The sequence below is a fragment of the Delftia sp. UME58 genome (genome assembly GCF_014170385.1).
Lineage (GTDB): Bacteria > Pseudomonadota > Gammaproteobacteria > Burkholderiales > Burkholderiaceae_C > Comamonas > Comamonas acidovorans.
Window position 1 is genome coordinate 1 of the sequence record NZ_LZZV01000117.1, and the last position, 24,768, is coordinate 24,768.

At 62.4% G+C, this 24,768-nt stretch carries 37 protein-coding genes and 2 pseudogenes; 28 read left to right on the plus strand and 11 right to left on the minus strand.

Annotated elements, in window-relative coordinates:
- The 13 genes and pseudogenes from tuf to A9976_RS31015 all read left to right on the plus strand — a co-directional run.
- A pseudogene (gene tuf / locus A9976_RS30955) lies at positions 1–264 on the plus strand (elongation factor Tu); the annotation flags it as partial.
- Between the two features lie 24 nt (positions 265–288).
- Positions 289–600: a 30S ribosomal protein S10 gene (rpsJ, locus tag A9976_RS30960; RefSeq protein WP_003059431.1), complete on the plus strand. Its 312-nt coding sequence runs from the start codon at positions 289–291 to the stop codon at positions 598–600.
- A 211-nt stretch (positions 601–811) separates the two neighbouring features.
- Entirely contained in the window at positions 812–1,486 is a 675-nt protein-coding gene (gene rplC / locus A9976_RS30965) for a 50S ribosomal protein L3 (protein ID WP_012202329.1), read from the plus strand.
- On the plus strand, positions 1,486–2,106 hold the full coding sequence (gene rplD / locus A9976_RS30970; RefSeq protein WP_012202330.1) for a 50S ribosomal protein L4: 621 nt from the start codon (positions 1,486–1,488) through the stop codon (positions 2,104–2,106). The genes rplC and rplD overlap by 1 nt, the downstream gene beginning before the upstream one ends.
- Positions 2,103–2,417: a 50S ribosomal protein L23 gene (gene rplW / locus A9976_RS30975; protein ID WP_012202331.1), complete on the plus strand. Its 315-nt coding sequence runs from the start codon at positions 2,103–2,105 to the stop codon at positions 2,415–2,417. The genes rplD and rplW overlap by 4 nt, the downstream gene beginning before the upstream one ends.
- Before the next feature lie 2 nt (positions 2,418–2,419).
- Positions 2,420–3,244 carry a 50S ribosomal protein L2 gene (rplB, locus tag A9976_RS30980; RefSeq protein WP_012202332.1) on the plus strand — a complete coding sequence of 275 codons (825 nt, stop codon included), beginning with the start codon at positions 2,420–2,422 and terminating at the stop codon, positions 3,242–3,244.
- Between the two features lie 10 nt (positions 3,245–3,254).
- Positions 3,255–3,530 (plus strand): 30S ribosomal protein S19, encoded by a 276-nt coding sequence (gene rpsS, locus A9976_RS30985; protein ID WP_012202333.1) that lies wholly within the window; start codon positions 3,255–3,257, stop codon positions 3,528–3,530.
- 10 nt (positions 3,531–3,540) lie between these two features.
- Complete coding sequence (gene rplV, locus A9976_RS30990; protein ID WP_012202334.1) at positions 3,541–3,873, plus strand: 50S ribosomal protein L22; 333 nt, start codon at positions 3,541–3,543, stop codon at positions 3,871–3,873.
- 16 nt (positions 3,874–3,889) lie between these two features.
- A complete protein-coding gene (rpsC, locus tag A9976_RS30995; RefSeq protein ID WP_012202335.1) occupies positions 3,890–4,762 on the plus strand; it encodes a 30S ribosomal protein S3 in 873 nt (290 codons plus the stop codon).
- Between the two features lie 2 nt (positions 4,763–4,764).
- Positions 4,765–5,181 (plus strand): 50S ribosomal protein L16, encoded by a 417-nt coding sequence (gene rplP, locus A9976_RS31000; protein WP_012202336.1) that lies wholly within the window; start codon positions 4,765–4,767, stop codon positions 5,179–5,181.
- A 10-nt stretch (positions 5,182–5,191) separates the two neighbouring features.
- Entirely contained in the window at positions 5,192–5,389 is a 198-nt protein-coding gene (gene rpmC, locus A9976_RS31005) for a 50S ribosomal protein L29 (RefSeq protein WP_012202337.1), read from the plus strand.
- A 13-nt stretch (positions 5,390–5,402) separates the two neighbouring features.
- Positions 5,403–5,672, plus strand: coding sequence for a 30S ribosomal protein S17 (gene rpsQ, locus A9976_RS31010; protein ID WP_012202338.1), 270 nt, complete (start codon positions 5,403–5,405; stop codon positions 5,670–5,672).
- 118 nt (positions 5,673–5,790) lie between these two features.
- A complete protein-coding gene (locus tag A9976_RS31015) occupies positions 5,791–6,297 on the plus strand; it encodes a peroxiredoxin (protein ID WP_013800250.1) in 507 nt (168 codons plus the stop codon).
- A 112-nt stretch (positions 6,298–6,409) separates the two neighbouring features.
- Here A9976_RS31015 and A9976_RS31020 read toward each other — a convergent pair whose 3' ends face one another.
- Together A9976_RS31020 and A9976_RS31025 are read right to left on the minus strand one after the other, a co-directional pair.
- Positions 6,410–6,901 carry a GNAT family N-acetyltransferase gene (locus A9976_RS31020; RefSeq protein WP_183022146.1) on the minus strand — a complete coding sequence of 164 codons (492 nt, stop codon included), beginning with the start codon at positions 6,899–6,901 and terminating at the stop codon, positions 6,410–6,412.
- A gap of 65 nt (positions 6,902–6,966) precedes the next feature.
- The gene (locus A9976_RS31025; protein ID WP_183022147.1) at positions 6,967–7,665 is read right to left on the minus strand and encodes a cytochrome b/b6 domain-containing protein; all 699 of its coding nucleotides are present in this window, start codon (positions 7,663–7,665) and stop codon (positions 6,967–6,969) included.
- Between the two features lie 159 nt (positions 7,666–7,824).
- On the opposite strand from A9976_RS31025, the gene A9976_RS31030 reads away from it, so the two are divergent.
- A complete protein-coding gene (locus A9976_RS31030; RefSeq protein ID WP_183022148.1) occupies positions 7,825–8,271 on the plus strand; it encodes a cytochrome c in 447 nt (148 codons plus the stop codon).
- 63 nt (positions 8,272–8,334) lie between these two features.
- Here A9976_RS31030 and A9976_RS31035 read toward each other — a convergent pair whose 3' ends face one another.
- On the minus strand, positions 8,335–8,838 hold the full coding sequence (locus A9976_RS31035) for a TlpA disulfide reductase family protein (RefSeq protein WP_043780365.1): 504 nt from the start codon (positions 8,836–8,838) through the stop codon (positions 8,335–8,337).
- 132 nt (positions 8,839–8,970) lie between these two features.
- Between A9976_RS31035 and A9976_RS31040 the strand changes: the two genes are divergently transcribed.
- From A9976_RS31040 to ptsP, 4 genes are all read left to right on the plus strand, one after another.
- Positions 8,971–9,579, plus strand: coding sequence for a hypothetical protein (locus A9976_RS31040; RefSeq protein ID WP_183022149.1), 609 nt, complete (start codon positions 8,971–8,973; stop codon positions 9,577–9,579).
- Between the two features lie 125 nt (positions 9,580–9,704).
- Positions 9,705–10,166: a PTS sugar transporter subunit IIA gene (locus A9976_RS31045; RefSeq protein ID WP_170962107.1), complete on the plus strand. Its 462-nt coding sequence runs from the start codon at positions 9,705–9,707 to the stop codon at positions 10,164–10,166.
- Positions 10,135–10,404, plus strand: coding sequence for an HPr family phosphocarrier protein (locus A9976_RS31050; RefSeq protein ID WP_012202346.1), 270 nt, complete (start codon positions 10,135–10,137; stop codon positions 10,402–10,404). Before A9976_RS31045 ends, A9976_RS31050 begins: the two co-directional genes overlap by 32 nt.
- A gap of 117 nt (positions 10,405–10,521) precedes the next feature.
- Positions 10,522–12,297 carry a phosphoenolpyruvate--protein phosphotransferase gene (ptsP, locus tag A9976_RS31055; RefSeq protein WP_183022150.1) on the plus strand — a complete coding sequence of 592 codons (1,776 nt, stop codon included), beginning with the start codon at positions 10,522–10,524 and terminating at the stop codon, positions 12,295–12,297.
- A gap of 310 nt (positions 12,298–12,607) precedes the next feature.
- Here the strand turns inward: ptsP and A9976_RS31060 are convergent, their stop codons facing one another.
- From A9976_RS31060 to A9976_RS31085, 6 genes are all read right to left on the minus strand, one after another.
- Complete coding sequence (locus A9976_RS31060; RefSeq protein ID WP_183022151.1) at positions 12,608–13,078, minus strand: hypothetical protein; 471 nt, start codon at positions 13,076–13,078, stop codon at positions 12,608–12,610.
- A 16-nt stretch (positions 13,079–13,094) separates the two neighbouring features.
- On the minus strand, positions 13,095–13,805 hold the full coding sequence (locus tag A9976_RS31065; protein WP_183022152.1) for a hypothetical protein: 711 nt from the start codon (positions 13,803–13,805) through the stop codon (positions 13,095–13,097).
- 48 nt (positions 13,806–13,853) lie between these two features.
- Positions 13,854–14,030 (minus strand): hypothetical protein, encoded by a 177-nt coding sequence (locus A9976_RS31070; RefSeq protein WP_183022153.1) that lies wholly within the window; start codon positions 14,028–14,030, stop codon positions 13,854–13,856.
- Positions 14,031–14,121: 91 nt separating this feature from the next.
- Positions 14,122–15,102 (minus strand): lipoyl synthase, encoded by a 981-nt coding sequence (gene lipA, locus A9976_RS31075; protein WP_013800257.1) that lies wholly within the window; start codon positions 15,100–15,102, stop codon positions 14,122–14,124.
- A gap of 10 nt (positions 15,103–15,112) precedes the next feature.
- Positions 15,113–15,838 carry a lipoyl(octanoyl) transferase LipB gene (lipB, locus tag A9976_RS31080; RefSeq protein WP_183022154.1) on the minus strand — a complete coding sequence of 242 codons (726 nt, stop codon included), beginning with the start codon at positions 15,836–15,838 and terminating at the stop codon, positions 15,113–15,115.
- Positions 15,835–16,152, minus strand: coding sequence for a YbeD family protein (locus tag A9976_RS31085; protein ID WP_183022155.1), 318 nt, complete (start codon positions 16,150–16,152; stop codon positions 15,835–15,837). The genes lipB and A9976_RS31085 overlap by 4 nt, the downstream gene beginning before the upstream one ends.
- A gap of 286 nt (positions 16,153–16,438) precedes the next feature.
- On the opposite strand from A9976_RS31085, the gene A9976_RS31090 reads away from it, so the two are divergent.
- The 9 genes from A9976_RS31090 (at position 16,439) to A9976_RS31130 (ending at position 23,678) form a co-directional block, all read left to right on the plus strand.
- Positions 16,439–16,921, plus strand: a complete 483-nt coding sequence (locus A9976_RS31090; protein ID WP_012202351.1) for an ATP synthase subunit I — start codon at positions 16,439–16,441, stop codon at positions 16,919–16,921.
- Positions 16,922–16,942: 21 nt separating this feature from the next.
- Positions 16,943–17,806: a F0F1 ATP synthase subunit A gene (gene atpB, locus A9976_RS31095; RefSeq protein ID WP_183022156.1), complete on the plus strand. Its 864-nt coding sequence runs from the start codon at positions 16,943–16,945 to the stop codon at positions 17,804–17,806.
- 51 nt (positions 17,807–17,857) lie between these two features.
- On the plus strand, positions 17,858–18,106 hold the full coding sequence (gene atpE / locus A9976_RS31100) for a F0F1 ATP synthase subunit C (RefSeq protein WP_011803767.1): 249 nt from the start codon (positions 17,858–17,860) through the stop codon (positions 18,104–18,106).
- A 35-nt stretch (positions 18,107–18,141) separates the two neighbouring features.
- On the plus strand, positions 18,142–18,612 hold the full coding sequence (locus A9976_RS31105; protein ID WP_012202353.1) for a F0F1 ATP synthase subunit B: 471 nt from the start codon (positions 18,142–18,144) through the stop codon (positions 18,610–18,612).
- Positions 18,613–18,624: 12 nt separating this feature from the next.
- Entirely contained in the window at positions 18,625–19,164 is a 540-nt protein-coding gene (locus A9976_RS31110) for a F0F1 ATP synthase subunit delta (RefSeq protein ID WP_012202354.1), read from the plus strand.
- Positions 19,165–19,212: 48 nt separating this feature from the next.
- Positions 19,213–20,766 (plus strand): F0F1 ATP synthase subunit alpha, encoded by a 1,554-nt coding sequence (atpA, locus tag A9976_RS31115; protein WP_016448495.1) that lies wholly within the window; start codon positions 19,213–19,215, stop codon positions 20,764–20,766.
- A gap of 18 nt (positions 20,767–20,784) precedes the next feature.
- The gene (atpG, locus tag A9976_RS31120) at positions 20,785–21,657 is read left to right on the plus strand and encodes a F0F1 ATP synthase subunit gamma (RefSeq protein WP_012202356.1); all 873 of its coding nucleotides are present in this window, start codon (positions 20,785–20,787) and stop codon (positions 21,655–21,657) included.
- Between the two features lie 34 nt (positions 21,658–21,691).
- The gene (gene atpD, locus A9976_RS31125; RefSeq protein ID WP_012202357.1) at positions 21,692–23,101 is read left to right on the plus strand and encodes a F0F1 ATP synthase subunit beta; all 1,410 of its coding nucleotides are present in this window, start codon (positions 21,692–21,694) and stop codon (positions 23,099–23,101) included.
- A 160-nt stretch (positions 23,102–23,261) separates the two neighbouring features.
- Positions 23,262–23,678 (plus strand): F0F1 ATP synthase subunit epsilon, encoded by a 417-nt coding sequence (locus A9976_RS31130; RefSeq protein WP_012202358.1) that lies wholly within the window; start codon positions 23,262–23,264, stop codon positions 23,676–23,678.
- 92 nt (positions 23,679–23,770) lie between these two features.
- Here the strand turns inward: A9976_RS31130 and A9976_RS31135 are convergent, their stop codons facing one another.
- Together A9976_RS31135 and A9976_RS31140 are read right to left on the minus strand one after the other, a co-directional pair.
- Positions 23,771–24,031 carry a hypothetical protein gene (locus A9976_RS31135; protein ID WP_012202359.1) on the minus strand — a complete coding sequence of 87 codons (261 nt, stop codon included), beginning with the start codon at positions 24,029–24,031 and terminating at the stop codon, positions 23,771–23,773.
- A 108-nt stretch (positions 24,032–24,139) separates the two neighbouring features.
- The gene (locus A9976_RS31140) at positions 24,140–24,670 is read right to left on the minus strand and encodes a TPM domain-containing protein (RefSeq protein WP_183022157.1); all 531 of its coding nucleotides are present in this window, start codon (positions 24,668–24,670) and stop codon (positions 24,140–24,142) included.
- 3 nt (positions 24,671–24,673) lie between these two features.
- Here A9976_RS31140 and A9976_RS31690 point away from each other — a divergent pair.
- Positions 24,674–24,768: pseudogene (locus A9976_RS31690) on the plus strand (YgcG family protein); the annotation flags it as partial.

Here is a 24,768-nt window from a genome sequence, read left to right on the forward strand (position 1 = left end):
GAGGTGTACGTGCTGTCCAAGGACGAAGGTGGTCGCCACACTCCGTTCTTCAACAACTACCGTCCCCAGTTCTATTTCCGTACGACCGACGTGACCGGCTCCATCGAGCTGCCCGCCGACAAGGAAATGGTGATGCCTGGCGACAACGTGTCGATCACCGTCAAGCTGATCGCCCCCATCGCCATGGAAGAAGGTCTGCGCTTCGCTATCCGCGAAGGTGGCCGTACCGTGGGCGCTGGCGTGGTTGCAAAGATCATTGCGTAATTCTTGGAAAACTAGGAATACACAATGTCCAAGCAAAAAATCCGCATCCGCCTGAAGGCGTTTGACTACAAGCTGATCGACCAGTCGGCTGCTGAAATCGTTGACACCGCCAAGCGCACCGGCGCGATCGTCAAGGGTCCCGTGCCCCTGCCGACACGCATGAAGCGTTTCGACATCCTGCGCTCGCCGCACGTCAACAAGACCAGCCGCGACCAGTTCGAAATCCGCACCCACCAGCGCCTGATGGACATCGTTGACCCGACTGACAAGACGGTTGACGCTCTGATGAAGCTGGACCTGCCCGCAGGCGTGGACGTCGAGATCAAGCTGCAATAAGAACTTCACGGGCCCCTTGCGGGGCCGTTGAAGGGCTTTGATTTAACGCGAACTTGCTTGAAAAGGCAGTTCGCGTTAAAATTTGGGGCTTCGCCTTTCTTGAGCGAAGTTTTATCAACCTTCTTTCGTGCGCAAGGCCTTGGACATCTGGGGCGGGAGCGCAACGCTGGGCCAATTGCAGTTTCAGCGGCGGAAGTTTTGGAGCAAACAAATGAGTCTGAGCAACTCCCTCGGGTTGCTGGGTCGCAAGGTGGGCATGATGCGTCTGTTCACCGATGACGGGGACGCAGTGCCCGTCACGGTGGTGGATGTGTCCAACAACCGTGTGACTCAGGTCAAAACCCAAGAGAACGATGGCTACGTGGCCCTGCAGGTCACTTTCGGTTCGCGCAAGGCATCTCGCGTGACCAAGCCAGAAGCCGGCCACCTTGCCAAGGCAGGTGTCGAAGCCGGTGAAGTGATGGGTGAATTCCGCGTGACCGAAGAAACCGCTGGCAAGTACGCCGCAGGCTCCGTCCTGCCCGTCGCCGAGCTGTTCTCGGTGGGCCAGAAGGTGGACGTGCAAGGCACTTCCATCGGTAAGGGCTTCGCCGGCACCATCAAGCGTCACAACTTCCGCTCGCAGCGCGCCTCGCACGGCAACAGCCGTTCGCACAATGTTCCCGGCTCCATCTCGATGGCCCAGGATCCAGGTCGCGTGTTCCCGGGCAAGAAGATGACCGGTCACATGGGCGATGAAACCATCACCACCCAAAATCTCGACGTGGTTCGCATTGACGAAGCACGCCAACTGCTCTTGATCAAGGGCGCTGTTCCGGGCTCCAAGGGTGGCTTCGTGACGGTGCGCCCCGCCATCAAGGCCAAAGCTTCCAAGGGAGCGAACTAATGCAGCTCGAACTCCTGAATGAACAAGGCCAGGCCGCATCCAAGTTCGATGCGCCCGAGACTGTTTTCGGTCGTGAATTCAACGAAGACCTCGTCCACCAGATCGTGATCGCCTACCGTGCCAACGCACGCCAGGGCACTCGCGCTCAGAAGGACCGCGAGCAGGTTCGTCACACGACTGCCAAGCCGTTCAAGCAAAAGGGCACCGGCCGTGCTCGTGCCGGTATGTCTTCCTCGCCTCTGTGGCGTGGCGGCGGCCGCATCTTCCCGAATCTGCCTGAAGAAAACTTCACGCAGAAGATCAACAAGAAGATGTACCGCGCCGGTATGGTTGCCATCCTGTCGCAGCTGGCCCGCGAAGGCCGTCTGGCCGTGGTGGACTCGCTCAAGCTCGAAAGCCCCAAGACCAAGGTGCTGGCCGACAAGTTCAAGGCCATGAACCTGGAATCGGTCATGGTGATCGCTGAAGAAGTCGACGAGAACCTGTACCTGGCTTCCCGCAATCTGAAGAACGTGTTCGTGGTCGAGCCGCGCTACGCCGACCCCGTGTCGCTGGTGCACTACAAGAAAGTGCTCGTCACCAAGGGTGCGATCGACAAACTCAAGGAGATGTTCGAATGAGCACGCTCAAGTTTGACGAAGGTCGTCTGATGCAGGTGTTGGTTGCTCCCATCGTGTCCGAAAAGGCCACCATGGTTGCAGAGAAGTCCAACGCCGTGACGTTCAAGGTGCTGCAGAGCGCCACCAAGCATGAAATCAAGGCCGCCGTGGAACTGATGTTCAAGGTGGAAGTTGCTGGTGTCTCCGTGGTGAACATCAAGGGCAAGACCAAGCGCTTTGGCAAGACCACCGGCCGCCGCGACCACGTTCGCAAGGCCTATGTGATGCTCAAGCCCGGTCAAGAGCTGAACCTGTCCGGGGAGGCTGCGTAATCATGGCTGTTATCAAGCTCAAACCGACGACCCCCGGCCAACGCGGCACGGTCAAGGTCACGCGTGACCATCTGCACAAGGGTGCAGGTTTCGCCCCCCTGCTGGAGCCTCAGCACCAGAAGTCGGGCCGTAACAACAACGGTCACATCACCACCCGTCACAAGGGCGGTGGCCACAAGCACCACTATCGCGTGGTGGACTTCAAGCGCACCAAGGACGGCATCCCCGCCAAGGTCGAGCGCATTGAGTACGACCCCAACCGCACGGCCCACATCGCTCTGGTGTGCTATGCCGACGGCGAGCGTCGCTACATCATTGCTCCGCGCAACCTGGAAGTCGGCGCAACGATCGTCAGCGGCTCGGAAGCCCCGATCCGCGTGGGCAACACCCTGCCGATCCGCAACATCCCCGTGGGTTCGACCATCCACTGCATCGAACTGAAGATCGGCGCTGGCGCGCAGATCGCCCGTTCGGCAGGTACGTCGGCTACGCTGCTGGCCCGTGAAGGCATCTACGCCCAAGTGCGTATGCGTTCCGGCGAAGTGCGCAAGGTGCACATCGAATGCCGCGCGACCATCGGTGAAGTCGCCAACGAAGAGCACAGCCTGCGCCGTCTGGGCAAGGCCGGTGTGAAGCGCTGGATGGGTATCCGCCCGACCGTTCGCGGCGTGGTGATGAACCCTGTCGATCACCCGCACGGTGGTGGTGAAGGCAAGACCGGTGAAGGTCGTCACGCTGTTGACCCATGGGGCAACCTGACGAAGGGCTACCGTACCCGTAACAACAAGCGCACGCAGTCGATGATTGTGTCGCGTCGCAAGAAGTAAAGGGTAGCAAATGACTCGTTCTCTTAAAAAGGGTCCGTTTGTTGACCATCACTTGCTGGCAAAGGCCGAGAAGGCCGTCGCCACCAAGGACAAGAAGCCCGTCAAGACCTGGTCGCGTCGCTCCATGGTTCTGCCCGAGTTCATCGGTCTGACCATCGCCGTGCACAACGGCAAGCAGCACGTGCCCGTGTATGTGACTGACCAGATGGTCGGCCACAAGCTCGGCGAATTCGCGCTGACCCGTACCTTCAAGGGTCACCCGGCGGACAAAAAAGCCAAGAAGTAAGGAATAGAACATGTCTGAAACACGTGCTGTTCTCCGTGGCGTCCGCCTGTCTGTGGACAAGGGTCGCCTGGTCGCGGACCTGATCCGCGGCAAGAAAGTGGACCAAGCCCTGAACATCCTGACGTTCACGCAGAAAAAAGCTGCCGTGATCATCAAGAAGGTGCTCGAGTCCGCCATCGCCAACGCCGAGCACAACGACGGCGCCGACATCGACGAACTGAAGGTCAAGACCATCTTCGTCGAACAAGGCACCACGCTCAAGCGCTTCACCGCGCGTGCAAAGGGCCGCGGCAATCGCATCAGCAAGCCCACGTGCCACGTGTACGTGACGGTTGGCAACTGAAAGGCCTGGGAAGAATATGGGACAGAAAATCCATCCTACCGGCTTCCGCCTGGCGGTCAGCCGCAACTGGGCCAGCCGTTGGTACGCAAGCAACCGTGACTTCGCCGGCATGCTGGCCGAAGACATCAAGGTGCGCGAGTTCCTGAAGGCCAAGCTGAAGAATGCCGCCGTGTCGCGCATCCTGATCGAGCGTCCTGCAAAGAACGCCCGCATCACGATCTTCTCGGCACGTCCTGGTGTCGTGATCGGCAAGAAGGGCGAGGACATCGAGAACCTGAAGAAGGAACTCGCGACCCGTCTGGGCGTGCCCGTGGCTGTGAACATCGAAGAAGTGCGCAAGCCTGAAATCGATGCCAAGCTGATCGCCGATTCGATCTGCCAGCAGCTCGAAAAGCGCATCATGTTCCGCCGCGCCATGAAGCGTGCAATGCAAAACGCCATGCGTCTGGGTGCCCAAGGCATCAAGATCATGTCTTCGGGCCGTCTGAACGGTATCGAAATTGCACGTTGCGAGTGGTATCGCGAAGGCCGTGTGCCACTTCACACACTGCGCGCCGACATCGACTATGGCTTCTCCGAAGCCAAGACGACCTACGGTGTGATCGGTGTGAAGGTCTGGGTCTACAAGGGTGACACGCTGGGTCGTAACGACCTGCCGGCAGCCGAGACCCCCCGCCCCGAAGAAGAACGTCGTCCTCGCGGCCCCCGCCGTGATGGTCGCGGCGATGGTCGTCGTGACGGTGCTGGCCGTGGTGCCCGCCGCCCCGCAGGCGCTAACGCAGCACCTGCTGACGGCAGCGATAAGCCCGCCGGCGCTGGCGCTGATTCCGTTAAGCGCGTTCGCAAGACTGACGCGCCCGCTACAGCAGCGGACGGTAAAGGAGAATAAAGATGCTGCAACCTGCTCGCCGCAAATACCGCAAGGAGCAAAAGGGTCGCAACACCGGTATCGCAACGCGTGGTAACTCCGTTGCTTTCGGTGACTTCGGCCTGAAGTCCACTGACCGTGGTCGCCTGACGGCTCGCCAGATCGAAGCGGCTCGCCGCGCGATCTCGCGTCACGTCAAGCGTGGCGGTCGTATCTGGATCCGCGTGTTCCCGGACAAGCCAATCTCTACCAAGCCCGCAGAAGTGCGTATGGGTAACGGTAAGGGCAACCCCGAGTACTACGTGGCCGAAATCCAGCCCGGCAAGGTGCTCTACGAAATCGTGGGCGTCCCTGAAGAGCTGGCTCGTGAAGCGTTCCGCCTGGCCGCTGCAAAGCTGCCGCTGCGTACGACCTTCGTGTCCCGTCAAATTGGTGCCTAAGGAGAACAACATGACGAAAGCTGCTGAACTCCGCCAAAAAGACGTTGCCGGCCTGGAAGCCGAAGTGAAGTCCCTGCAAAAGGCTCACTTTGGCCTGCGTATGCAAAAGGCTACGCAACAGCTGGGTAACACGAACACGCTGCGTACCACGCGCCGTGACATCGCCCGCGCCAAGACCATCCTTGCTGAAAAGCAAGCCGCCAAGTAATCAGGAAGCCGACATGACGGAAGCTAAAAAATCCCTCAAGCGCACCTTGATTGGCAAGGTGGTCAGCGACAAGCGTGCCAAGACCGTGACGGTCATGGTTGAACGCCGCGTCAAGCACCCGATCTATGACAAGATCATGATCAAGTCCAGCAAGTACCACGCTCACGACGAGCAAGGTGAATACAAGCTGGGCGACGTGGTTGAAATCACGGAAAGCCGCCCGCTGTCCAAGACCAAGAACTGGGTTGCTACCCGCTTGGTGCAAAAGGCTGCTCTGGTGTAAGCCTACACAGGCCCACCGGCTGCAAGGCCACAGGAAACGACCCACAATGTGGGTCGTTTTTTCGTTTGGGGTCCGCCATTTCGGCGGCCCCCGGTTTTGCACCACAAAGGAGATAGAGATGATCAAAGTCGGAGATGCCCTGCCCGCGGCCACCCTGATGGAATACGTGGAAGTCGAAGGCAATGGCTGCAGCATCGGCCCCAACCCCGTGAAGCTGCCCGAAGCCGCTGCCGGCAAGACCATCGCGGTCTTCGCCGTGCCCGGCGCATTCACTCCCACCTGCTCGGCCAAGCATGTGCCCGGCTTCGTGGAGCAGGCCGAAGCCTTCAAGGCTGCCGGCGTGGACGAGATCTGGTGCCTGTCGGTCAACGACGCCTTCGTGATGGGCGCGTGGGCCCGTGACCAGAAGACCGACGGCAAGGTGCGCATGCTGGCCGACGGCGATGCCGCCTTCGCCAAGGCCACCGGCCTGACGCTGGACCTGAACGGCAAGGGCCTGGGCCTGCGCAGCAACCGCTACTCCATGCTGGTCAAGGACGGCAAGGTCGCCACGCTGAACGTGGAAGGCCCTGGCAAGTTCGAAGTCAGCGACGCTGCCACCCTGCTGGGCCAGGCCAAGGCCTGATCCTGATCGTGCTGCAGGCCTGCCGGGCCTGGGCAGCGCGCTTTTGCGAAAAAAGGCATTGCACCCAGGTGCAATGCCTTTTTGTATTTCAGGGTGCTGCTCCTGCCGGGCCCTAGAAGATATCGGCCTTGAGGTAATGCGCCCCCGCGACGGGGTTGTGATAGTAGGGCGGGATTTCCTCGAAGCCCAGATCTGCGTAGAGGGCGCGGGCCGATTCCATGTCGTCCAGCGTGTCCAGCAGCACATGGTCATAGCCTGCCTGACGCGCCACATCGAGCATGGCCTCGGCGAGCTGGCGGCCCAGGCCGAAACCGCGAAAGGCCTTGCGCACGAACAGGCGCTTCATCTCGGCGGCGTTGGCGTAATCGCAGTTGTCCAGCGGGCGCAAGGCGCAGCAGCCGGCCACGGCGCCATCGACCTTGGCCAGCAGGATGTGGCCGCGCGGCGAGGCGTAGTCGCCAGGCAGATCGGCGATCTCGGCCTCGAAATCTTGAAATTGCAGATCGACATCCAGGCTTGCGGCGTACTCCTGGAAGATCTGGCGGACTTCGTCCATGTCTTCCAGGGGATTCGGCGCCAGCAAGGCGACAGCGGGCTTGTCCACGGGCACTTGGCTAAAACGACGGAAAACGCAGTGTAGCGGCAAGCTGGCAACGTCTGGCCACGCCGTCAGAAAGCACCTCCCAGCTGCTGTACCCACCATGCGGCGGCCCCCGCCACAAACGCCAGGACCAATGCCAGCAGGCGGCTGGCTGCCGTGTCGCGTGAAGAGGGCAGGGGTTCGGGCAAGTGCTTGTCTCCCGTCACCATGGCGCGTACCAGACCCCGTCCGCGCCAGGCATAGAACATGATGGCCAACAGGTGCAGGGCCACCAGCGCGTACAGCAGATACTGCCCCCAGTGCGCGTGGTAGGCGGTGGCCTGTGCCACGGTGTCGCCCGATACAAAGCGGCCCAGCGGCCCGGAGAACGCAATCTCGTCATCGCTGAGCAACCCGCTGCCAACCTGGGCGACCAGCACGGCCAGCATGGCAAACACGGACAGGGCGCCCAGCGGGCTGTGGCCTGCGCTGTCGCTCTCCGTTCCTTGCCCCCGCACATGGCGCAGCACGGTGGCAGGCGCATGCATGAAGCTGGCAAAGCGCGACCAGCGGCCGCCCAGCAGGCCCCAGAGCAGGCGGAACAGCAGCAGGGCCAGCATGGCATGGCCCAGCAGCAGATGCCAGTTCATGGCATTGCCGCCCAGCTTGGCCGTCACGACCAGGGCAATCACGGTTGCGGCCAGCAGCCAGTGAAACAGCCGGGTGGGCAGGTCCCAGATACGGACCTTGTGCTTGGCGGCGCCTTGTGCGGTCGATTTTTGTGCCATGGCATGAGAGCTGGGGTGGGGATAAGGGCATTGTGCCGCCCCGCATTCCTGCGATGACCAGGAATGCACCCTGGCCGTGGTCAATCAAAGCGGCATCGGCAAGACGCCGCTGCGATACTGGCCCGGCAGATTTCCCCACACTCCCAAAGGAAAACCACGATGAAGAAAGTTTCTGCATGGGCGCTGGCCGCCCTGCTGGCCGCCACGGCGCTGCCCGCGTCCGCACAGTTCGCCAAGTCCGAAGACGCCATCAAGTACCGCCAGGGCGCGCTCGCCGTGCTGGGCCAGCACTTCGGGCGCCTGGGCGCCATGGCGAACGGAAAGATCCCCTTCGATGCCAAGGCGGCCCAGGAAAACGCCGAGGTGGTGGCCTTCATGGCCAAGCTGCCTTGGGCCGCGTTCGGCGCGGGCACGGAAGGTGGAAAGGCCAAGCCTGAAATCTGGAAGGAGCAGGCCAAGTTCCAGGACCTGTCTGAGAAGATGCAGGCCGAGACGGCCAAGCTCGCGGCGGCGGCCAAGTCCGGCAACCTGGACCAGCTCAAGGCCGCCTTCGGCCCGGCCGCAGCCAGCTGCAAGGCCTGCCACGACAGCTTCCGCAGCCGCTGATCGGCATGCAGATGCGAAAAACCGGCGTGATGCCGGTTTTTTTGTGCCCTGGTCTGCGCCGTATCAGGCCTCGGCCAGCAGTTTCTCGATCAGCCGATGCAGCTCAGCGAAGTCAGGTGCTCCCACGTAGCGCTTCACGATGTCGCCGCGCTTGTTGACGATGTAGGTGGTGGGAGTCAGTTGCACATCGCCCCAGGCCCGGGCCACGGCGCCGGTGTTGTCCAGCGCAACCTTGAAAGGTAGCTTGCGCGAATCGGCGAAGTTCACCACATAGCTGGGCGGGTCGTAGCTCATGGCCACGGCCAGGGTCTCGAAGCCCTGGCTCTGGAATTTCTGGTGGGTGGCGACGATCTCGGGCATCTCGGCCACGCAGGTGGTGCAGCTGGTGGCCCAGAAATTCACCAGGGTTACCTTGCCCTTGAGGTCGGCCGTGGTCTGCTTGCTGCCGTCCAGCAGCACGAAGGTGGACTGCGGCGCGGCCGTCTGGCCGGCACCCGAATACACCCATGCGCCCATGCCGGCGGCTGCGGCGATCACCACGCCTGCGATCCAATGTTTGCTTGCCATAGCGACGATTGTGCCCAAAGTTGCGCCCGAAGGCCTGCACGCATGCCGTGCACCGCACTTCGATGCACGGCAAGGGCAAAAGTTCGGGGCTCGGACAGGTCGGGCCATGCCGATAATGCCGGCATGACATTGATGGAAAGCTTTTCGAAGGCAAGGAGCCGCGCTCTTGCCCTGCAGCTCGGCGCTGCGCTGTTGGTGTTGGCGCCCCTGGCCGCCTGCAGTCCCAGGCTGGATTGGCGGCAGGTCGCCGTCGAAGGCACGCCACTGCGCGTGCTCTTGCCCTGCGATCCGCAATCCGCCACACGGCCGGTGGAGCTGGGCCAGGGCATGGGCACGGTGCAGATGTCCATGATGGGATGCGACGCCGATGCGTCAACCTACGCGGTGTCCCACTTCCTGGTCAGCGAGCCCTCCAGAGCCGCCGAGATGCTGTCGTACTGGCAGGCAGCCGTGCTCGGCCAGATGAACCCGGGTGCTCCGGGCCAGGCGCCGGCAGGCGCCAAGCAACTGCGCTCCAAGGAAGATGGCCCTTTCCTGCCTGCAGGCGCCCTGAATCTGCCGCAGTCGCTGAGGACCACGTTTGAGGGCGTGGGGCCCCAGGGCTGGAAGCTCACCGCCCATGGCGTGTGGTTTGCACGAATGGAGCCGGCAGGCGCACGCCTCTACCATGCCGTGATCTACAGCGACAAGCCTCGCACAGACGAGGCCAACAACTTCTTCGCCAGCCTGCAACTGCAATAGCCACGGCAACAGGTTTCGGAGCCACGGATGCGGGAGGCAGCTGTGGCATGGAACGCAGTGCAGGCGCGCAGGTTGCCCTGCATGCGCCTGCGCACGCCATAATCGACTCCGAACCCTGTGACTTCATGACCACGCGCATCCTTTTGTTCACCCACGCACCTTTGGCCCATGCACTGCGCGAATGCGCCTTGCATGTGTTCGCCGACAGTGCCGAGGACGTCCTCGCCCTGGATGTGCCCGCTCAGGAGCCGCCCGAGGCCACCCTGATGCGTGCCGAGCAGTTGCTGGAGGACCATGGCGGCCTGGTGGCGCTGCCCACGCTGGTGCTGACCGACCTCTTTGGCGCGACGCCCTGCAACGTGGCGCAGCGCCTTGTGGCGCAGTTGCCTGCCGGGCGGCTGGTGGCCGGAGTGAACTTGCCCATGCTGCTGCGCTCCATAGGCTATCGCCACGAGGCGCTGGAAGCCGTGGCCGAGCGTGCCTTGGCGGGAGGCAGCCATGGGGTGATGCAGGTGGGCGTGAACACGCCCCAGAACCAGAGTCCGCGACCATCCAATGATCAAGACCCCTATAACCATCAGCAATAAACTGGGCCTGCATGCCCGCGCCTCCGCCAAGCTCACCAAGCTTGCAGGCAGCTTTCCCTGCGAAGTCTGGATGAGCAAGGGCGAACGGCGCATCAACGCCAAGAGCATCATGGGCGTGATGATGCTGGCTGCCGGCATGGGCTCCGAGGTGCTGCTGGAAACCGAAGGACCGCAGGAGCAGGAAGCCATGGATGCGCTGACAGCCCTGATCAACGACAAATTTGGCGAAGGCCAGTGATGGGCCTCCGCTGCGCTGGCAGACGGTGAGCGCAAAAGAGCAACACGCGCCGGGCCCGGACGCTGCCGCATTGCGACGGCCCGGGGCTTGCGCAGCAGCAGGCAAAGGACAGGCGCAATGACGTTTGCAATCCACGGACTGGCCGTTTCACGGGGCATTGCGATAGGTCGCGCGGTGGTGGTGGCCTCCAGCCGCATGGAGGTGGTGCACTACTTCATCCGGCCCGACCAGGTGGATGCGGAAATCGACCGCGCCCGCAGCGCACGCAACGCCGTCATCGACGAGCTGCGTCGCCTGCAGGATGAAATGCCCAAGGATGCGCCGGGCGAGCTCGATGCCCTGCTCGACGTCCACCTGCTGCTTTTGCAGGACGAGGCCCTGGCCGCCGCCATCAAGCACTGGATATCCGATCGCCTCTACAACGCCGAATGGGCGCTGACCACGCAGCTGGAGGTCGTCTCGCGTCAGTTCGACGAGATGGAGGACGAGTACCTGCGCGAGCGCAAGGCGGACCTGGAGCAGGTGGTCGAGCGCATCCTGCGCTACATGAAGGGCATGGCCAGCCCGGTGCCCGCGCCTGCCGCGCTGGCGCGAGCCGATGCAACGGGGGAGGGCGCGCCGCAACAGCCGCTGCTGCTCGACGAAGTCACCGAGGCGCCCCTGGTCCTGGTAGCGCAGGACCTGTCGCCGGTGGACATGCTGCAGTTCAAGAGCCGGCTGTTTGCCGGCTTCATCACGGCCGTGGGCGGACGCACCTCGCACACGGCCATCGTGGCGCGCAGCATGGACATCCCGGCCGTGGTCGGCGCGCGCGCGGCCGGCCAACTGATCCGCCAGGACGACTGGATCATCATCGATGGCAACGCAGGCGTCGTCATCGTCGATCCTTCTCCCATCATCCTGGCCGAATATGGCTTTCGCCAGCGCCAGAACGAGCTGGAGCGCGAGCGCCTCTCGCGCCTGCGCCACACGCCCGCGCTGACGCTGGACGGAGAGCGCATCGAATTGCTGGCCAATATCGAGCAGCCCGGCGACGGGCCTGCGGCCGTGCATGCAGGTGCCGTGGGCGTGGGGCTGTTCCGCACGGAATTCCTGTTCATGGGGCGTGGCGGCAACCTGCCCGGCGAGGAAGAGCAGTACCGCGCCTACCGCGAAGCCGTGGATGGAATGCAGGGCATGCCCGTGACCATACGCACGCTGGACGTGGGCGCCGACAAGCCGCTGGACAAGGCACAGCCCAAGGACTACTACCTGAACCCCGCGCTGGGTCTGCGCGCCATCCGCTGGAGCCTGGCCGATCCGGCCATGTTCCGCACCCAGTTGCGCGCCATCCTGCGTGCGGCGGCGCACGGGCAGATCCATCTGCTGTTCCCCATGCTGGCCCACCAAAGCGAGATCGAGCAGACCCTGGCCCAGGTGCGGCTGGCGCAAAGCGAGCTTGACGCCCGCGGCGTGGCCCACGGCCCCGTCAAGCTGGGCGCCATGATCGAGGTGCCTGCGGCAGCGCTGATCGTGCGCACCTTCCTGCGCTACTTCGACTTCCTGTCCATTGGCACCAACGACCTGATCCAGTACACGCTGGCCATCGACCGCGCCGACGAGACCGTGGCCCATCTCTACGATCCCCTGCATCCCGCCGTGCTCAAGCTGGTGGCGGATGTGATTGCCGAAGGACGGGCGCAAGGCAAGAGCGTCTGTGTCTGCGGGGAGACTGCCGGCGATGTGGGCATGACGCGCCTGCTGCTCGGCCTGGGCCTGCGCAGCTTTTCCATGCATCCGGCGCAGATCCTGGTCGTCAAGCAGGAAATCCTGCGCGCCGACACACGCAAGCTGGCCTCATGGGCGCAGGAAGTCCTTCGTTCAGACAGCCCGGCAGCGCTGCTGAGTCCATGACGTCATTCAAGTGCTGAAGCAGCAAAAAAATCACAACTTCAGTTGCGATTGATTCTCATTCTATGTTATGATCCACTCCAATGCAGCAAGAAGCTCTCTGGTGGGGAATTCGAGCTGCAAGCTTTTTCAGTTTCATCGTGGGGCGACTCGCCAGGCCTGTTCAGCCTGCAGCAAGTCGGTTTGCCAGCCAGCGGTCTGCCGGTTAGCCAGGCTTTTTTTCTACGTGGATCAGGGAAGGCACGATTGCATCCAATTCAAGCAGGGCGTGCGTGTTGGCCCTGCTTTTTTATTGTCTTCAACTGCCTGGGCATCAGTTGCTTTCCGGCTCAGGATGGCCTCGCACGACAAAGCGCCGCGAAAACCCCAGGGGTCGCGTGACGGCGCGCGGATCGCCAAGAAATGGCAGCCGGAATCCAGGTTCCTGCAGGATTTCGACACTCCAGTCCGTATTTCCCATGAATCGAAACCGCACCAGCGATCGTTCGTCCGATGGCAGCAACGAGAAGCTGCCCGTGGAATACATGCTGCCTATCACGGCCTTGTCGATTGCCTGCAGATTCTCGTCGAGCAGCGTGATCCGCAGCATCTCCTCCATGGGCGTGTCATCGGTGGTGAACAGAAGGTAGAGGTTGTTCCATTGAAAGGCCGCCTCGAGAATGGTGCCGTCCACCAGGATGGCCGTGGCATTCCCGTTGAGCACAAGGCGGCTTTGCGGTACCTGCCCTGCAGGATGAGACGCGGTGGGCTGCAGTGACAACTGCCGGTCGGAGAGGATGTGCATCTGTTCTCCTGAAGTTTCACCAGAGGAATTCGACGCCTATGGCAGCCAGTGCCCCGCCGACAAATGCGCCGACCACCACGCAGGCGGGTGCCCCAGGCCCGCAGGCCAGCCCGGCCAGAGCACCACCTGCCATGCCTCCACCGATCCCGGCACCTGTGACGGCCAGCTCCTTGCCGGCGGCCTCCACCTTGTTGTCTGCGTTGGCGATGGTGTAGACCGATACCGCGATGGAGAAGACCAGGAGGCCGCGTCCTGCCCGCGAGAGCATGCGCATTCTCTGGGTGATGGCGGCATTGGACTTGCCGGCGGATTTGACGATTTCGCCATACACGGCATTTTGCTGGGCCGCCGTGAGGCGATCGAACCGCACGTTGGGGCCGTGCAATTGCTGGGCCTTGCGGGCAATCAGTTCATTGAGCGTCTTGCCCTCGCTCTTGATGCGCTGCGCCATGGCTCTGCCCACTGGGGTGCTGCGGCCTCGGATGATCTCCATGATGACATTGCGCGCCTCCTGGGCCTGTTGTGCAGCCTGGCCCCAGGTGATACGGCCACTCGTGGCCTGCAACTGAAGCTCGTTGGCCATGGCCTGAATCTGTCGGGCATAGGCCAGGCGTGCAGATGAGTCCAGCGAGAGATGTACCCCGGCATTGGCAACCTCTGCTTTCAGTGCCTGTATGGCGGCATCGAATGCTGCACGGTCCTTTTGCTCGTCATTGGCCATAAGCATTTTCCCTTTGTCAATGGAGCGGCGCCCGAACGACTGAAATCCGGGATTTCATGTCGATGAGCCGCATTCCTGGGTATTTCGGATTTTCTTGAATGCAGAAAGCATTTGGAAAGTCGGCATCATAAAGAGATCGGGAAATTGATCAACCGAGATGCCGGTGATACATGGCATGGCTTGTTTGTTGCTGAATGTGTATTCGGGTGGAAACCCGTAGCCGAATGCCATGCCTACAGGCATGAAAAAGGGGATGGCCTGCAATGGCCATCCCCGAAGTGCGTGAAGAAGGTCGCCCTGCAGGCGGGCGGCCGTTGCCGGCTCAGACGCCGGCGGCGTGGGCCTGCTGGTCCGCGTGGTAGCTCGAGCGCACCATGGCGCCCACGGCTGCATGCGTGAAGCCCATCTTGTACGCTTCTTCCTCGAACATCTTGAAGGTGTCGGGGTGCACGTAGCGACGTACCGGCAGGTGGCTGTTGCTGGGTGCCAGGTATTGGCCGATGGTCAGCATGTCGATGTCATGCGCGCGCATGTCGCGCATGACCTGCAGGATTTCCTCGTCGGTCTCGCCCAGGCCGACCATGATGCCGCTCTTGGTGGGAACCTTGGGGTGCAAGGCCTTGAACTTCTTGAGCAGGTTCAGCGAGAACTGGTAGTCCGAGCCGGGACGCGCTTCCTTGTACAGGCGCGGTGCGGTCTCCAGGTTGTGGTTCATCACATCGGGAGGTGCGGCCTTGAGGATTTCCAGCGCACGGTCGTCGCGGCCACGGAAGTCGGGCACCAGGATCTCGATCTGGGTCAGCGGCGAGAGCTCGCGGATGTTCTTGATGCACTCCACGAAGTGGCCCGAGCCGCCGTCGCGCAGGTCGTCGCGATCCACGCTGGTGATCACCACGTACTTCAGGCGCAGCTCGGCAATCGTCTTTGCAAGATTGAGCGGCTCGTTGGTGTCCAGCGGGTCGGGGCGGCCGTGGCCCACATCGCAGAACGGGCAGCGGCGCGTGCACTTGTCGCCCATGATCATGAAGGTGGCCGTGCCCTTGCCGAAACATTCGCCGATGTTGGGGCAGGAGGCTTCCTCACAGACCGTGTGCAGCTTGTTGGCGCGCAGGATGTCCTTGATCTCGTAGAAGCGCGTGGTGGGGCTGCCCGCCTTGACGCGGATCCACTCGGGCTTCTTGAGGGCCTCGCCATGCTCGACCTTGATCGGGATGCGCGAAAGCTTCGCTGCCGCCTTCTGCTTGGCCAGCGGGTTGTACTCGGCTTGGGACTGCGCTTCGCGCACGACGGTGTTGGTGGTCATGGTTCTGGATTCAGGGGGCTAGGCGGCGCTGCAACTGTCGTCCCAGCACGCGCGCGGCTTCGTCCCAGGTTGTCTGAACGCCGATTGTAGAAAGGTCCACCGTTTGCAGTCCTGCATAGCCGCAAGGGTTGATCCGTTCGTAGGGTTCCAGGTCCATGGCGGCATTCAGGGCAACGCCGTGATAGGTGCAATGCCGGCTGACCTTGATGCCCAGGGCCGCAATCTTGCCCAGCCCCGAAAAATCGGGCTGGGGCGCGGGCGAGCCGGGTGCGCGCAGTTGCGGGCGCTGGGCCAGCATGGCGTGGCTGCGAGGATCGTCAAGGCGCACGTAGATGCCGGGGGCGCCTTCCACGCGATGGCCAGTGATGCCGAAATGCTCCAGCGTGCGGATGACCGCATCTTCGATGCGGAACACGTATTCCTTGACGAAGTAGCCCAGGCGCTGCAGGTCCAGCAACGGATAGGCGACCACCTGGCCCGGGCCGTGGTAGGTGACCTGACCGCCGCGGTTGGTTGCGACCACGGGAATGCTGCCGGGGCTCAGCAAGTGGTCACTTTTCCCGGCAAGGCCTTGCGTGAAATGCGGGGAGTGCTCGCAGATCCACAGCTCGTCGCGCGTGCCGGCATCGCGGCCGCTCGTGAATGCCTGCATGGCCTGCACCGTGGCCTCGTAGTCCGTGCGGCCCAGCAGGCGCAGGTCCAACGACGGCGTCTGCTGCGCGCCGAGGGTGCTCACAGCACCACTTTCACCAGCGGATGCGAGGTGAAGGCGCGGTACAGATCGTCGAGTTGCTCGCGGCTGGTCGCCGTCACGGTGACGGTGACGCCCAGGTATTTTCCGCTGCTGCTGGGGCGCAATTCAATGGTGCTGGCATCAAAGGCAGGGTCGAAGCGCTGGGCGATCTGGGTGATCTCGTGCACCAGATGCTCGGCCTTGATGCCCATGACCTTGATGGGAAACTGCGACGGGTACTCGATCAACGAGTCCTTGCGCGGGTCCGCGCCCGGCGCGGCTGCTGGTGCGGGAGAGGGGGTGGGGGCGTCGGTCATAGGTGAATCAAGGTTAATCGCTTGGCGTTGGAGGCGATTGTGCGCTATCGTTCGCGGCCATGTCGCAGCCTGGGGCTGCCGCGCCGCCGGTCAAGAAAACTCCACACACAACAAACAAGCTGCCTGCGGTGCGAGGCTGGTGTTGTTGGCCTGTTGCCACACAGCCAGGCTGCCGCCGCCGTTTTGGGCATGCCCGTAACAACCCCTATCGTTCGGCAGGGGTTTTTACTTATAATCAGAGGCTTTGTGAAAAAGTCTTGTCTGGTCTGCGGCCTTCGAGAACCCAATGAAAAACTACGCCGCCGACACAGACGCTGACAGGGAACTTGAGGGCGAGGATTCCGACTTCAAGCCCCTGACCTCCGAGGAGGCTCAGGAGTGGCGCACGCGAAACCCGCAGATGTCTGTGTGGCGCTTCGTGGTGGTCCAGGCGGTGGTTGGCGTGCTGGTGGCACTGGTCGCGTGGCTGGTGACGGGGCGTGCCGAGGTCGGATGGTCGGCTGCCTATGGCGCCTTGTCGGTGGTGCTGCCGGCTGCGCTGTTTGCGCGCGCCGTCGTGCGCAAGAGGCCGGGCGGCGCGGCAGCCGCCATGGTGGGAATTTTTGGCTGGGAACTGGTGAAGCTGGTGCTGTGCATTGCCATGCTGGCGGCTGCACCCAAGCTGGTCCCGGGGCTGAGTTGGCTGGCGCTGCTGGCGGGCTTGGTGATCGTCATGAAAACGTATTGGGTCGCGCTGATAGTGCGAGCCAATGTCCGAAAAACCGATTGATATTTGAAGAGAAGTTGACCGATGGCCGCAGACGCGCACGCACCTACTGCAAGTGAATACATCGTTCACCACCTGCAGCACCTCCAGAACATCAAGCAAAAGTCGATCATCGACTTTTCGGTCATCAACCTGGACTCGATCGTCGTCAGCGCCACGCTGGGCGTGCTGAGCCTGTTCGTGCTGTGGCTTGCCGCGCGCAAGGCCACATCGGGCGTTCCGGGCCGCTTCCAGGCGGCTGTAGAGCTGCTGGTCGAGATGGTGGACAACCAGGCCAAGGCCAACATCCACAACGCGCAGAGCCGCAAGTTCATCGCGCCCCTGGCGCTGACCGTGTTCGTCTGGATCTTCATGATGAACGCCATGGACATGCTGCCCGTGGACCTGCTGCCAGTGCTGTGGCAAGGCGCCCAGGGTGACTCGCACGCCTACCTGCGGGTCGTTCCCACGGCCGACCTCTCGACCACGCTGGGCCTGTCCTCGGCCGTGCTGATCCTGTGCTTCTACTACAGCGTCAAGATCAAGGGCATGGGCGGCTGGGCCCACGAACTGGTGACCGCTCCGTTCGGCACCAGCAAGAATCCCGTGTTTGCACTGATCCTGGGTGTTATCAACCTGGCCATGCAGATCATTGAATATGTCGCCAAGACGGTTTCGCATGGCATGCGACTGTTCGGCAACATGTACGCTGGTGAGTTGGTGTTCTGTCTGATCGCTCTGATGGGCGGTGCGGCTGCCATGTCGCTTTCCGGTGTGTTGCTCCCCTTGGGGCACATCATTGCAGGCTCTATCTGGGCGATCTTCCACATTCTGATCATCACCCTGCAGGCCTTCATTTTCATGATGCTGACGCTGATCTATCTCGGCCAGGCACATGAAGCCCACTGACCATTTCCTTTCCCTCTCAACCTTTCTCTTTCTTTAATCTCAGGAGTCATCATGGAAAACATTCTCGGTCTCGTCGCTCTGGCTTGTGGTCTGATCGTTGGTCTGGGCGCTATCGGCGCTTCGATCGGTATCGCCCTGATGGGTGGCAAGTTCCTGGAATCGTCGGCACGTCAGCCTGAGCTGATCAACGAACTGCAAACCAAGATGTTCATCTTGGCCGGTCTGATCGACGCTGCCTTCCTGATCGGCGTTGCTATCGCTCTGCTGTTCGCTTTCGCCAACCCCTTCGTCCTGGCCTAAGCTCCGATCAACGCCCTAGATAGAAAGGTGTTGCCGTGAGTATCAACGCGACCCTGTTCGTCCAGGCCATCGTTTTCCTGATCCTGGTGCTGTTCACGATGAAGTTCGTGTGGCCCCCGATCGCGAAGGCGCTGGATGAACGAGCTCTGAAAATCGCCGATGGCCTCGCTGCTGCCGACAAGGCCAAGACTGACCTGGCCGCCGCCAACAAGCGCGTCGAGCAGGAACTGGCCCAGACGCGCAACGAAACGGCATCGCGGCTTGCGGACGCCGAACGCCGTGCCCAGGCCATCATCGAAGAAGCCAAGGCCCGTGCCTCCGAAGAAGGCAACAAGATTGTTGCTGCTGCCCGCGCCGAGGCCGAGCAGCAGACAGTCCAGGCCCGTGAAGCCCTGCGCGAGCAAGTGGCCGCGCTGGCCGTCAAGGGCGCCGAGCAGATCCTGCGCAAGGAAGTGGATGCCGGCGTCCATGCCGACCTGCTGAACCGCCTGAAGACCGAGCTGTAAGGAAGAGCAAACATGGCAGAACTCGCCACCATTGCCCGTCCTTACGCAGATGCCCTGTTCAAGGCCAGCACCCAGCAGGGTGCTGACCTGTCCGGCACTGTTGCCTGGGCGGAGGAATTGGCGGCGATTGCCGCCAATCCGCAATTGCGCCAGCTGGCCGACGACCCCAAGGTGACCGACGAACAACTGTTCGACGTCATCAGCGGCGTGGCCGGCTCGGCATTGCCTGATGCCGCTCGCAACTTTCTGCGCGTCATCATTGAAAACGGCCGACTGCAAGCCCTGCCAGAAGTGGCGGCCCAGTTTCGCAGCCTCGTGAACCGCGCCGGTGGCTCGTCCGACGCCGTGGTTCAAAGCGCTTTTCCCATAGATGCTGCCGCACTGGCTGCCCTCGGGACTTCGCTGGAGAAGCGTTTCGGCCGAAAGCTGAACCTGTCGGTGCAGCAAGATCAGTCCCTGATCGGTGGCATCCGCGTCGTGGTGGGTGATGAAGTTCTTGACACCTCCGTCAAGGCCCGCCTGGAACAAATGAAAGCGGCCCTCATTGCGTAACAACGCGACTGAGGTCTCGGCTAACCAAAGCTAAAGAAGGAAAGAGTCATGCAACTCAATCCCGCAGAAATTTCTGAACTGATCAAGAGCCGCATCGAGGGTCTGGCTGGCAGCAGCGACATCCGTAACGAAGGCACCGTGGTTTCGGTGACCGACGGTATCGTGCGCGTGCACGGCCTGTCGGACGTGATGCAAGGCGAAATGCTGGAATTCCCCGCAGGCAAGGATGGCCAGCCCTCCTTCGGCCTGGCGCTGAACCTCGAGCGCGACTCCGTCGGCGCCGTGATTCTGGGCGAGTACGAGCACATCTCCGAAGGCGACACCGTCAAGTGCACGGGTCGCATTCTGGAAGTGCCCGTCGGCCCCGAACTCATCGGCCGCGTGGTCAACGCCCTGGGCCAGCCGATTGACGGCAAGGGCCCGATCAACGCCAAGATGACCGACGTGATCGAGAAGGTCGCTCCCGGCGTGATCGCACGCCAGTCCGTGGACCAGCCCCTGCAGACCGGCATCAAGTCCATCGACTCGATGGTGCCCGTCGGCCGTGGCCAGCGCGAACTGATCATCGGCGACCGCCAGACCGGCAAGACCGCCGTGGCCATCGACGCCATCATCAACCAGAAGGGTCAGGGCGTTACCTGCATCTACGTTGCGATCGGCCAGAAGGCTTCCTCGATCAAGAACGTGGTGCGTGCCCTGGAGCAGGCCGGCGCGATGGAATACACCATCGTCGTGGCTGCCACCGCTTCCGAATCCGCTGCCATGCAGTACGTGTCGGCCTACTCCGGCTGCACGATGGGCGAGTACTTCCGCGACCGCGGCGAAGACGCCCTGATCGTCTATGACGACCTGTCCAAGCAAGCCGTGGCCTACCGCCAGGTTTCGCTGCTGCTGCGCCGTCCCCCGGGCCGCGAAGCCTTCCCCGGCGACGTGTTCTATCTCCACAGCCGCCTGCTCGAACGTGCAGCCCGCGTGAATGCCGACTACGTCGAAGCCTTCACCAAGGGTGAAGTCAAGGGCAAGACGGGTTCGCTGACGGCACTGCCCATCATCGAAACCCAGGCCGGTGACGTGTCGGCCTTCGTGCCCACGAACGTGATCTCGATCACGGACGGCCAGATCTTCCTGGAAACCAGCCTGTTCAACGCCGGTATCCGCCCCGCCATCAACGCCGGTATCTCGGTGTCGCGCGTCGGTGGTGCTGCACAGACCAAGCTGGTCAAGGGCCAATCCGGCGGTATCCGTACCGACCTGGCACAGTACCGTGAGCTGGCTGCCTTCGCGCAGTTCGCCTCCGACCTGGACGAAGCCACCCGCAAGCAGCTCGACCGCGGCGCCCGCGTGACCGAACTGCTCAAGCAGGCCCAGTACAGCCCCCTGTCCACCGCTTTGATGGGCGCTTCGCTGTTCGCAGTGAACAAGGGCTACATGGACGACATCCAGGTCAAGCAAGTGCTGGCTTTCGAGTCTGGTCTGCACCAGTTCCTGAAGACCAGCCACGGCGCCCTGATCGACAAGCTGAACGCTTCCAAGGCCATGGACAAGGATTCCGAAGCCGAATTGAACGCCGCCATCGTTGCGTTCAAGAAGTCGTTCGCTTAAACCGGACGAGGAGCCATCATGGCAGCAGGTAAGGAAATTCGCGGCAAGATCAAATCGGTGGAAAACACCAAGAAGATCACCAAAGCCATGGAAATGGTGGCCGCATCCAAGATGCGCAAGGCGCAGGAACGGATGCTGGCTGCACGCCCGTACAGCGAAAAGATCCGCAACATTGCAGTCCATCTTGGCCAAGCCAACCCCGAGTACGTGCACCCGTTCATGCAAGTGAACGGTGATGCAAAGACTGCCGGCGTCATCGTTGTGACGACGGACAAGGGGTTGTGCGGCGGCATGAACACCAACGTGTTGCGTGCTGTCACGGCCAAGCTGCGGGAGCTGCAGGATCAAGGCGTGTCGGCAGAAGCAGTGGCCATTGGCAACAAGGGTCTGGGCTTTCTGAACCGTGTCGGCGCCAAGGTGGTTTCGCACGCGACGGGTCTGGGCGATACGCCCCATCTGGAAAAGCTGATCGGCCCTGTGAAGGTGCTGCTCGATGCGTACGCAGCGGGCAAGCTGAGCGCGGTGTACCTGAGCTACACCAAGTTCATCAACACCATGAAGCAGGAATCGGTGGTGGAGCAGTTGCTGCCCCTGTCGTCCGAGAGCATGCAGGCCGAGAAGACGTCTGGCCATAGCTGGGACTACATCTACGAACCCGATGCGCAGTCCGTGATCGACGAGCTGCTCGTGCGTTACGCAGAGTCCCTGGTCTACCAAGCTGTCGCGGAAAACATGGCGTCCGAGCAATCGGCGCGCATGGTGGCCATGAAGGCCGCTACCGACAACGCCGGCAACGTCATCAGCGAGTTGAAGCTCGTCTACAACAAGACGCGTCAGGCAGCCATCACGACCGAACTGTCGGAAATCGTGGCTGGCGCCGCTGCGGTGTAAACGGCTTTAACAGACAAACTAATTGGAGCAAAAAATGGCTCAAGTGCAAGGCAAGATTGTTCAATGTATTGGCGCTGTGGTGGACGTCGAGTTCCCCCGCAACGCAATGCCCAAGGTGTTCGATGCCCTGAAGCTCGACGGCTCGGCCCTGACGCTGGAAGTGCAGCAACTGCTGGGTGACGGCGTTGTGCGTACCATCGCCCTGGGTTCGTCCGACGGTCTGCGTCGCGGCCTGATGGTGTCCAACACCGGCAACCCCATCACCGTGCCCGTGGGCAAGGCGACGCTGGGTCGCATCATGGACGTGCTGGGCAACCCCATCGACGAACGTGGTCCCGTGGATCAGGCCCTGACGGCCCCCATCCACCGCAAGGCACCGGCTTATGACGAGCTGTCGCCTTCGCAGGAACTGCTGGAAACCGGCATCAAGGTGATCGACCTGATCTCTCCCTTCGCCAAGGGCGGCAAGGTGGGTCTGTTCGGTGGCGCCGGCGTGGGCAAGACCGTGAACATGATGGAACTCATCAACAACATCGCCAAGGGCCACGGTGGTCTGTCGGTGTTCGCCGGTGTGGGTGAACGTACCCGCGAAGGCAACGACTTCTATCACGAAATGTCGGACGCCGGCGTGGTCAACCAGGAGTCGCTGAACGACTCCAAGGTGGCCATGGTCTACGGTCAGATGAACGAACCCCCGGGCAACCGTCTGCGCGTGGCGCTGACCGGCCTGACCATGGCCGAAGCCTTCCGTGACGAAGGCAAGGACGTGCTGTTCTTCGTGGACAACATCTACCGCTACACGCTGGCCGGTACCGAAGTGTCCGCCCTGCTGGGTCGCATGCCTTCCGCCGTGGGCTACCAGCCCACGCTGGCCGAGGAAATGGGTCGCCTGCAAGAGCGCATCACCTCGACCAAGGTCGGTTCGATCACTTCCATCCAGGCCGTTTACGTGCCTGCCGATGACTTGACCGACCCTTCGCCTGCCACGACGTTCGCCCACTTGGACTCGACCGTGGTGCTGTCGCGTGACATCGCTTCGCTGGGTATCTACCCCGCCGTCGACCCGCTGGACTCCACCAGCCGCCAGCTCGACCCCCAAGTCGTGGGTGAAGAGCACTACAAGGTGGCCCGTGAAGTGCAGGGCACGCTGCAGCGCTACAAGGAACTGCGCGACATCATCGCCATTCTGGGCATGGACGAGCTGGCTCCCGAAGACAAGCTGACCGTGGCCCGCGCCCGCAAGATCCAGCGTTTCCTGTCGCAGCCTTTCCACGTGGCCGAAGTGTTCACTGGCGCTCCCGGCAAGTACGTGTCGCTGGCTGAAACCATCCGCGGTTTCAAGATGATCTGCGCTGGCGAGTGCGATCACCTGCCCGAGCAGGCCTTCTACATGGTTGGCACCATCGACGAAGCCTTCGAGAAGGCCAAGAAGCTGGCGGCTTGAGCCTGCGGCACCCCCTGAGCGACTGCGTCGCTTCCCCCTCTCTACCCGCTTCGCGGGGGAGGGGGACGACACCCTCGCTGCGGGGCGGCCCTTGCTCGGTGTCCCCGATCTGGGCCCTGCCGGTTCCAAGTTCCAGTCCCACCTTTTCTGAGGAGCAAAGATGAACACCATCCACGTTGATGTGGTCAGTGCCGAAGAGTCCATCTTCTCCGGTGAAGCGCGCTTTGTCGCCCTGCCCGGTGAATCCGGCGAACTGGGCATTTTTCCCCGCCACACTCCGCTGATCACGCGCATCAAGCCCGGCTCGGTGCGTATCGAGATGGCGGACGGCAGCGAAGAGTTCGTCTTCGTGGCCGGCGGCATCCTGGAAGTGCAGCCCAACTGTGTGACCGTGCTGTCCGACACCGCCATCCGCGGTGCCGACCTGGACGCCGAGAAGGCCGAGAAGGCCAAGCTCGAAGCCGAGGAAGCACTGAAGAACGCCAAGAGCGAAGTCGATCTGGCGCGTGCCCAGTCCGAGCTGGCCGTCATGGCCGCTCAGATCGCGGCCCTGCGCAAGTTCCGCCAAAAGCGCTGAGCCCCCTTCGGGTCCCAGCTGCAAGAAAGCCGCCCTCGGGCGGCTTTTTCTTTGGTGCGAAAGGCTGCAAGGCCGGTCGCCGGCCCCATGACTCAGTCGCCGCAGCGGGCCTGGTACACGTAGGTCACGGCATTGTCCTTCGGATCGACCGTGCGCGACTTGTGCGTCACGGCCTTGGCGGGCACGGGGCACAGGGCGCGGATCTGTTGCTCGCAGCGCTTGGGGTCGTCTTCGCGCAGCTTGCAGCTGAGCACATAGTCATATTCCTGCGAGTCGTCGAGGATGGGGCTTGCGCAGGCGCTCAGGGTCAGCACGGCGGCCAGCAGGCCCAGGCGGGCCAGGGTATTCTTCATGTTGTGGATGCTCCTTGATGAAATGGCGTGACGCTATCACAGCCTCCGTGCCCGCGATAGCTTGATGAAGGGGGTGGCTCGGCCCGGCCTGCGCAGCGTGCCTGCCTTTCAGTGGTGCTGTATCACGACAGCATCGGGAAGATTGTCGCTGCCATCGTGCACAGGCTGCAGCGGGTCACGCGGAAAGTTGGTTTCAAGCAGCAGGCTCACGCGCTCCAGGGCTGCTGTCATGCCCATGGCGTAATGGCCGCCCTGAAAGGCGGCACCCATGTCGCTGATCAGCGTCTGCCATTGCTCCGCAGGCAGGGTACGCGCCAGGGCGCGGTCGGCGACGATTTCGATGGCGTGGTCGGCCAGCAGCAGGTAGATCAGGGCACCGTTGTTGTGCTCGGTATCCCAGACGCGCAGCTTGCCGAACAGCGTGATGGCGCGCTCGCGCGGCGTGGCGTCGCGCCACAGGTAGCTGGGCGGCAGTCCGGGTTCGACACAGATGCGAATCTGGCCTGTATGGCGCTGCTCGCTCATGGTGATCAGGCGCTCCAGCTCCGCCAGGCTTGCAGGCGGGAGTGCACGGCGCAACTGCCCTTCGGCCCAATGGTGGCGCAGCAGCCGGAGCAGACGCTGTACAAAGCCTGTGATTGCACGGGCTCGCAGGTCGTTGTGCTGATGGTGGCCTCCACCGCTCCCGAGGACATTGCCGCCTATGCCTGGCGCGTGGCCAGTGACTGGAAGATCGG

Coding starts and splice junctions, on each gene's coding strand:
- rpsJ (WP_003059431.1), top strand. CDS start 289: ATGTCCAAGCAAAAAATCCGCATCCGCCTGAAGGCGTTTGACTACAAG.
- rplC (WP_012202329.1), top strand. CDS start 812: ATGAGTCTGAGCAACTCCCTCGGGTTGCTGGGTCGCAAGGTGGGCATG.
- rplD (WP_012202330.1), top strand. CDS start 1,486: ATGCAGCTCGAACTCCTGAATGAACAAGGCCAGGCCGCATCCAAGTTC.
- rplW (WP_012202331.1), top strand. CDS start 2,103: ATGAGCACGCTCAAGTTTGACGAAGGTCGTCTGATGCAGGTGTTGGTT.
- rplB (WP_012202332.1), top strand. CDS start 2,420: ATGGCTGTTATCAAGCTCAAACCGACGACCCCCGGCCAACGCGGCACG.
- rpsS (WP_012202333.1), top strand. CDS start 3,255: ATGACTCGTTCTCTTAAAAAGGGTCCGTTTGTTGACCATCACTTGCTG.
- rplV (WP_012202334.1), top strand. CDS start 3,541: ATGTCTGAAACACGTGCTGTTCTCCGTGGCGTCCGCCTGTCTGTGGAC.
- rpsC (WP_012202335.1), top strand. CDS start 3,890: ATGGGACAGAAAATCCATCCTACCGGCTTCCGCCTGGCGGTCAGCCGC.
- rplP (WP_012202336.1), top strand. CDS start 4,765: ATGCTGCAACCTGCTCGCCGCAAATACCGCAAGGAGCAAAAGGGTCGC.
- rpmC (WP_012202337.1), top strand. CDS start 5,192: ATGACGAAAGCTGCTGAACTCCGCCAAAAAGACGTTGCCGGCCTGGAA.
- rpsQ (WP_012202338.1), top strand. CDS start 5,403: ATGACGGAAGCTAAAAAATCCCTCAAGCGCACCTTGATTGGCAAGGTG.
- A9976_RS31015 (WP_013800250.1), top strand. CDS start 5,791: ATGATCAAAGTCGGAGATGCCCTGCCCGCGGCCACCCTGATGGAATAC.
- A9976_RS31025 (WP_183022147.1), bottom strand. CDS start 7,665: ATGGCACAAAAATCGACCGCACAAGGCGCCGCCAAGCACAAGGTCCGT.
- A9976_RS31030 (WP_183022148.1), top strand. CDS start 7,825: ATGAAGAAAGTTTCTGCATGGGCGCTGGCCGCCCTGCTGGCCGCCACG.
- A9976_RS31035 (WP_043780365.1), bottom strand. CDS start 8,838: ATGGCAAGCAAACATTGGATCGCAGGCGTGGTGATCGCCGCAGCCGCC.
- A9976_RS31040 (WP_183022149.1), top strand. CDS start 8,971: ATGGAAAGCTTTTCGAAGGCAAGGAGCCGCGCTCTTGCCCTGCAGCTC.
- A9976_RS31045 (WP_170962107.1), top strand. CDS start 9,705: ATGACCACGCGCATCCTTTTGTTCACCCACGCACCTTTGGCCCATGCA.
- A9976_RS31050 (WP_012202346.1), top strand. CDS start 10,135: ATGATCAAGACCCCTATAACCATCAGCAATAAACTGGGCCTGCATGCC.
- ptsP (WP_183022150.1), top strand. CDS start 10,522: ATGACGTTTGCAATCCACGGACTGGCCGTTTCACGGGGCATTGCGATA.
- A9976_RS31060 (WP_183022151.1), bottom strand. CDS start 13,078: ATGCACATCCTCTCCGACCGGCAGTTGTCACTGCAGCCCACCGCGTCT.
- A9976_RS31065 (WP_183022152.1), bottom strand. CDS start 13,805: ATGCTTATGGCCAATGACGAGCAAAAGGACCGTGCAGCATTCGATGCC.
- A9976_RS31070 (WP_183022153.1), bottom strand. CDS start 14,030: ATGGCATTCGGCTACGGGTTTCCACCCGAATACACATTCAGCAACAAA.
- lipA (WP_013800257.1), bottom strand. CDS start 15,102: ATGACCACCAACACCGTCGTGCGCGAAGCGCAGTCCCAAGCCGAGTAC.
- A9976_RS31085 (WP_183022155.1), bottom strand. CDS start 16,152: ATGACCGACGCCCCCACCCCCTCTCCCGCACCAGCAGCCGCGCCGGGC.
- A9976_RS31090 (WP_012202351.1), top strand. CDS start 16,439: ATGAAAAACTACGCCGCCGACACAGACGCTGACAGGGAACTTGAGGGC.
- atpB (WP_183022156.1), top strand. CDS start 16,943: ATGGCCGCAGACGCGCACGCACCTACTGCAAGTGAATACATCGTTCAC.
- atpE (WP_011803767.1), top strand. CDS start 17,858: ATGGAAAACATTCTCGGTCTCGTCGCTCTGGCTTGTGGTCTGATCGTT.
- A9976_RS31110 (WP_012202354.1), top strand. CDS start 18,625: ATGGCAGAACTCGCCACCATTGCCCGTCCTTACGCAGATGCCCTGTTC.
- atpA (WP_016448495.1), top strand. CDS start 19,213: ATGCAACTCAATCCCGCAGAAATTTCTGAACTGATCAAGAGCCGCATC.
- atpG (WP_012202356.1), top strand. CDS start 20,785: ATGGCAGCAGGTAAGGAAATTCGCGGCAAGATCAAATCGGTGGAAAAC.
- atpD (WP_012202357.1), top strand. CDS start 21,692: ATGGCTCAAGTGCAAGGCAAGATTGTTCAATGTATTGGCGCTGTGGTG.
- A9976_RS31130 (WP_012202358.1), top strand. CDS start 23,262: ATGAACACCATCCACGTTGATGTGGTCAGTGCCGAAGAGTCCATCTTC.
- A9976_RS31135 (WP_012202359.1), bottom strand. CDS start 24,031: ATGAAGAATACCCTGGCCCGCCTGGGCCTGCTGGCCGCCGTGCTGACC.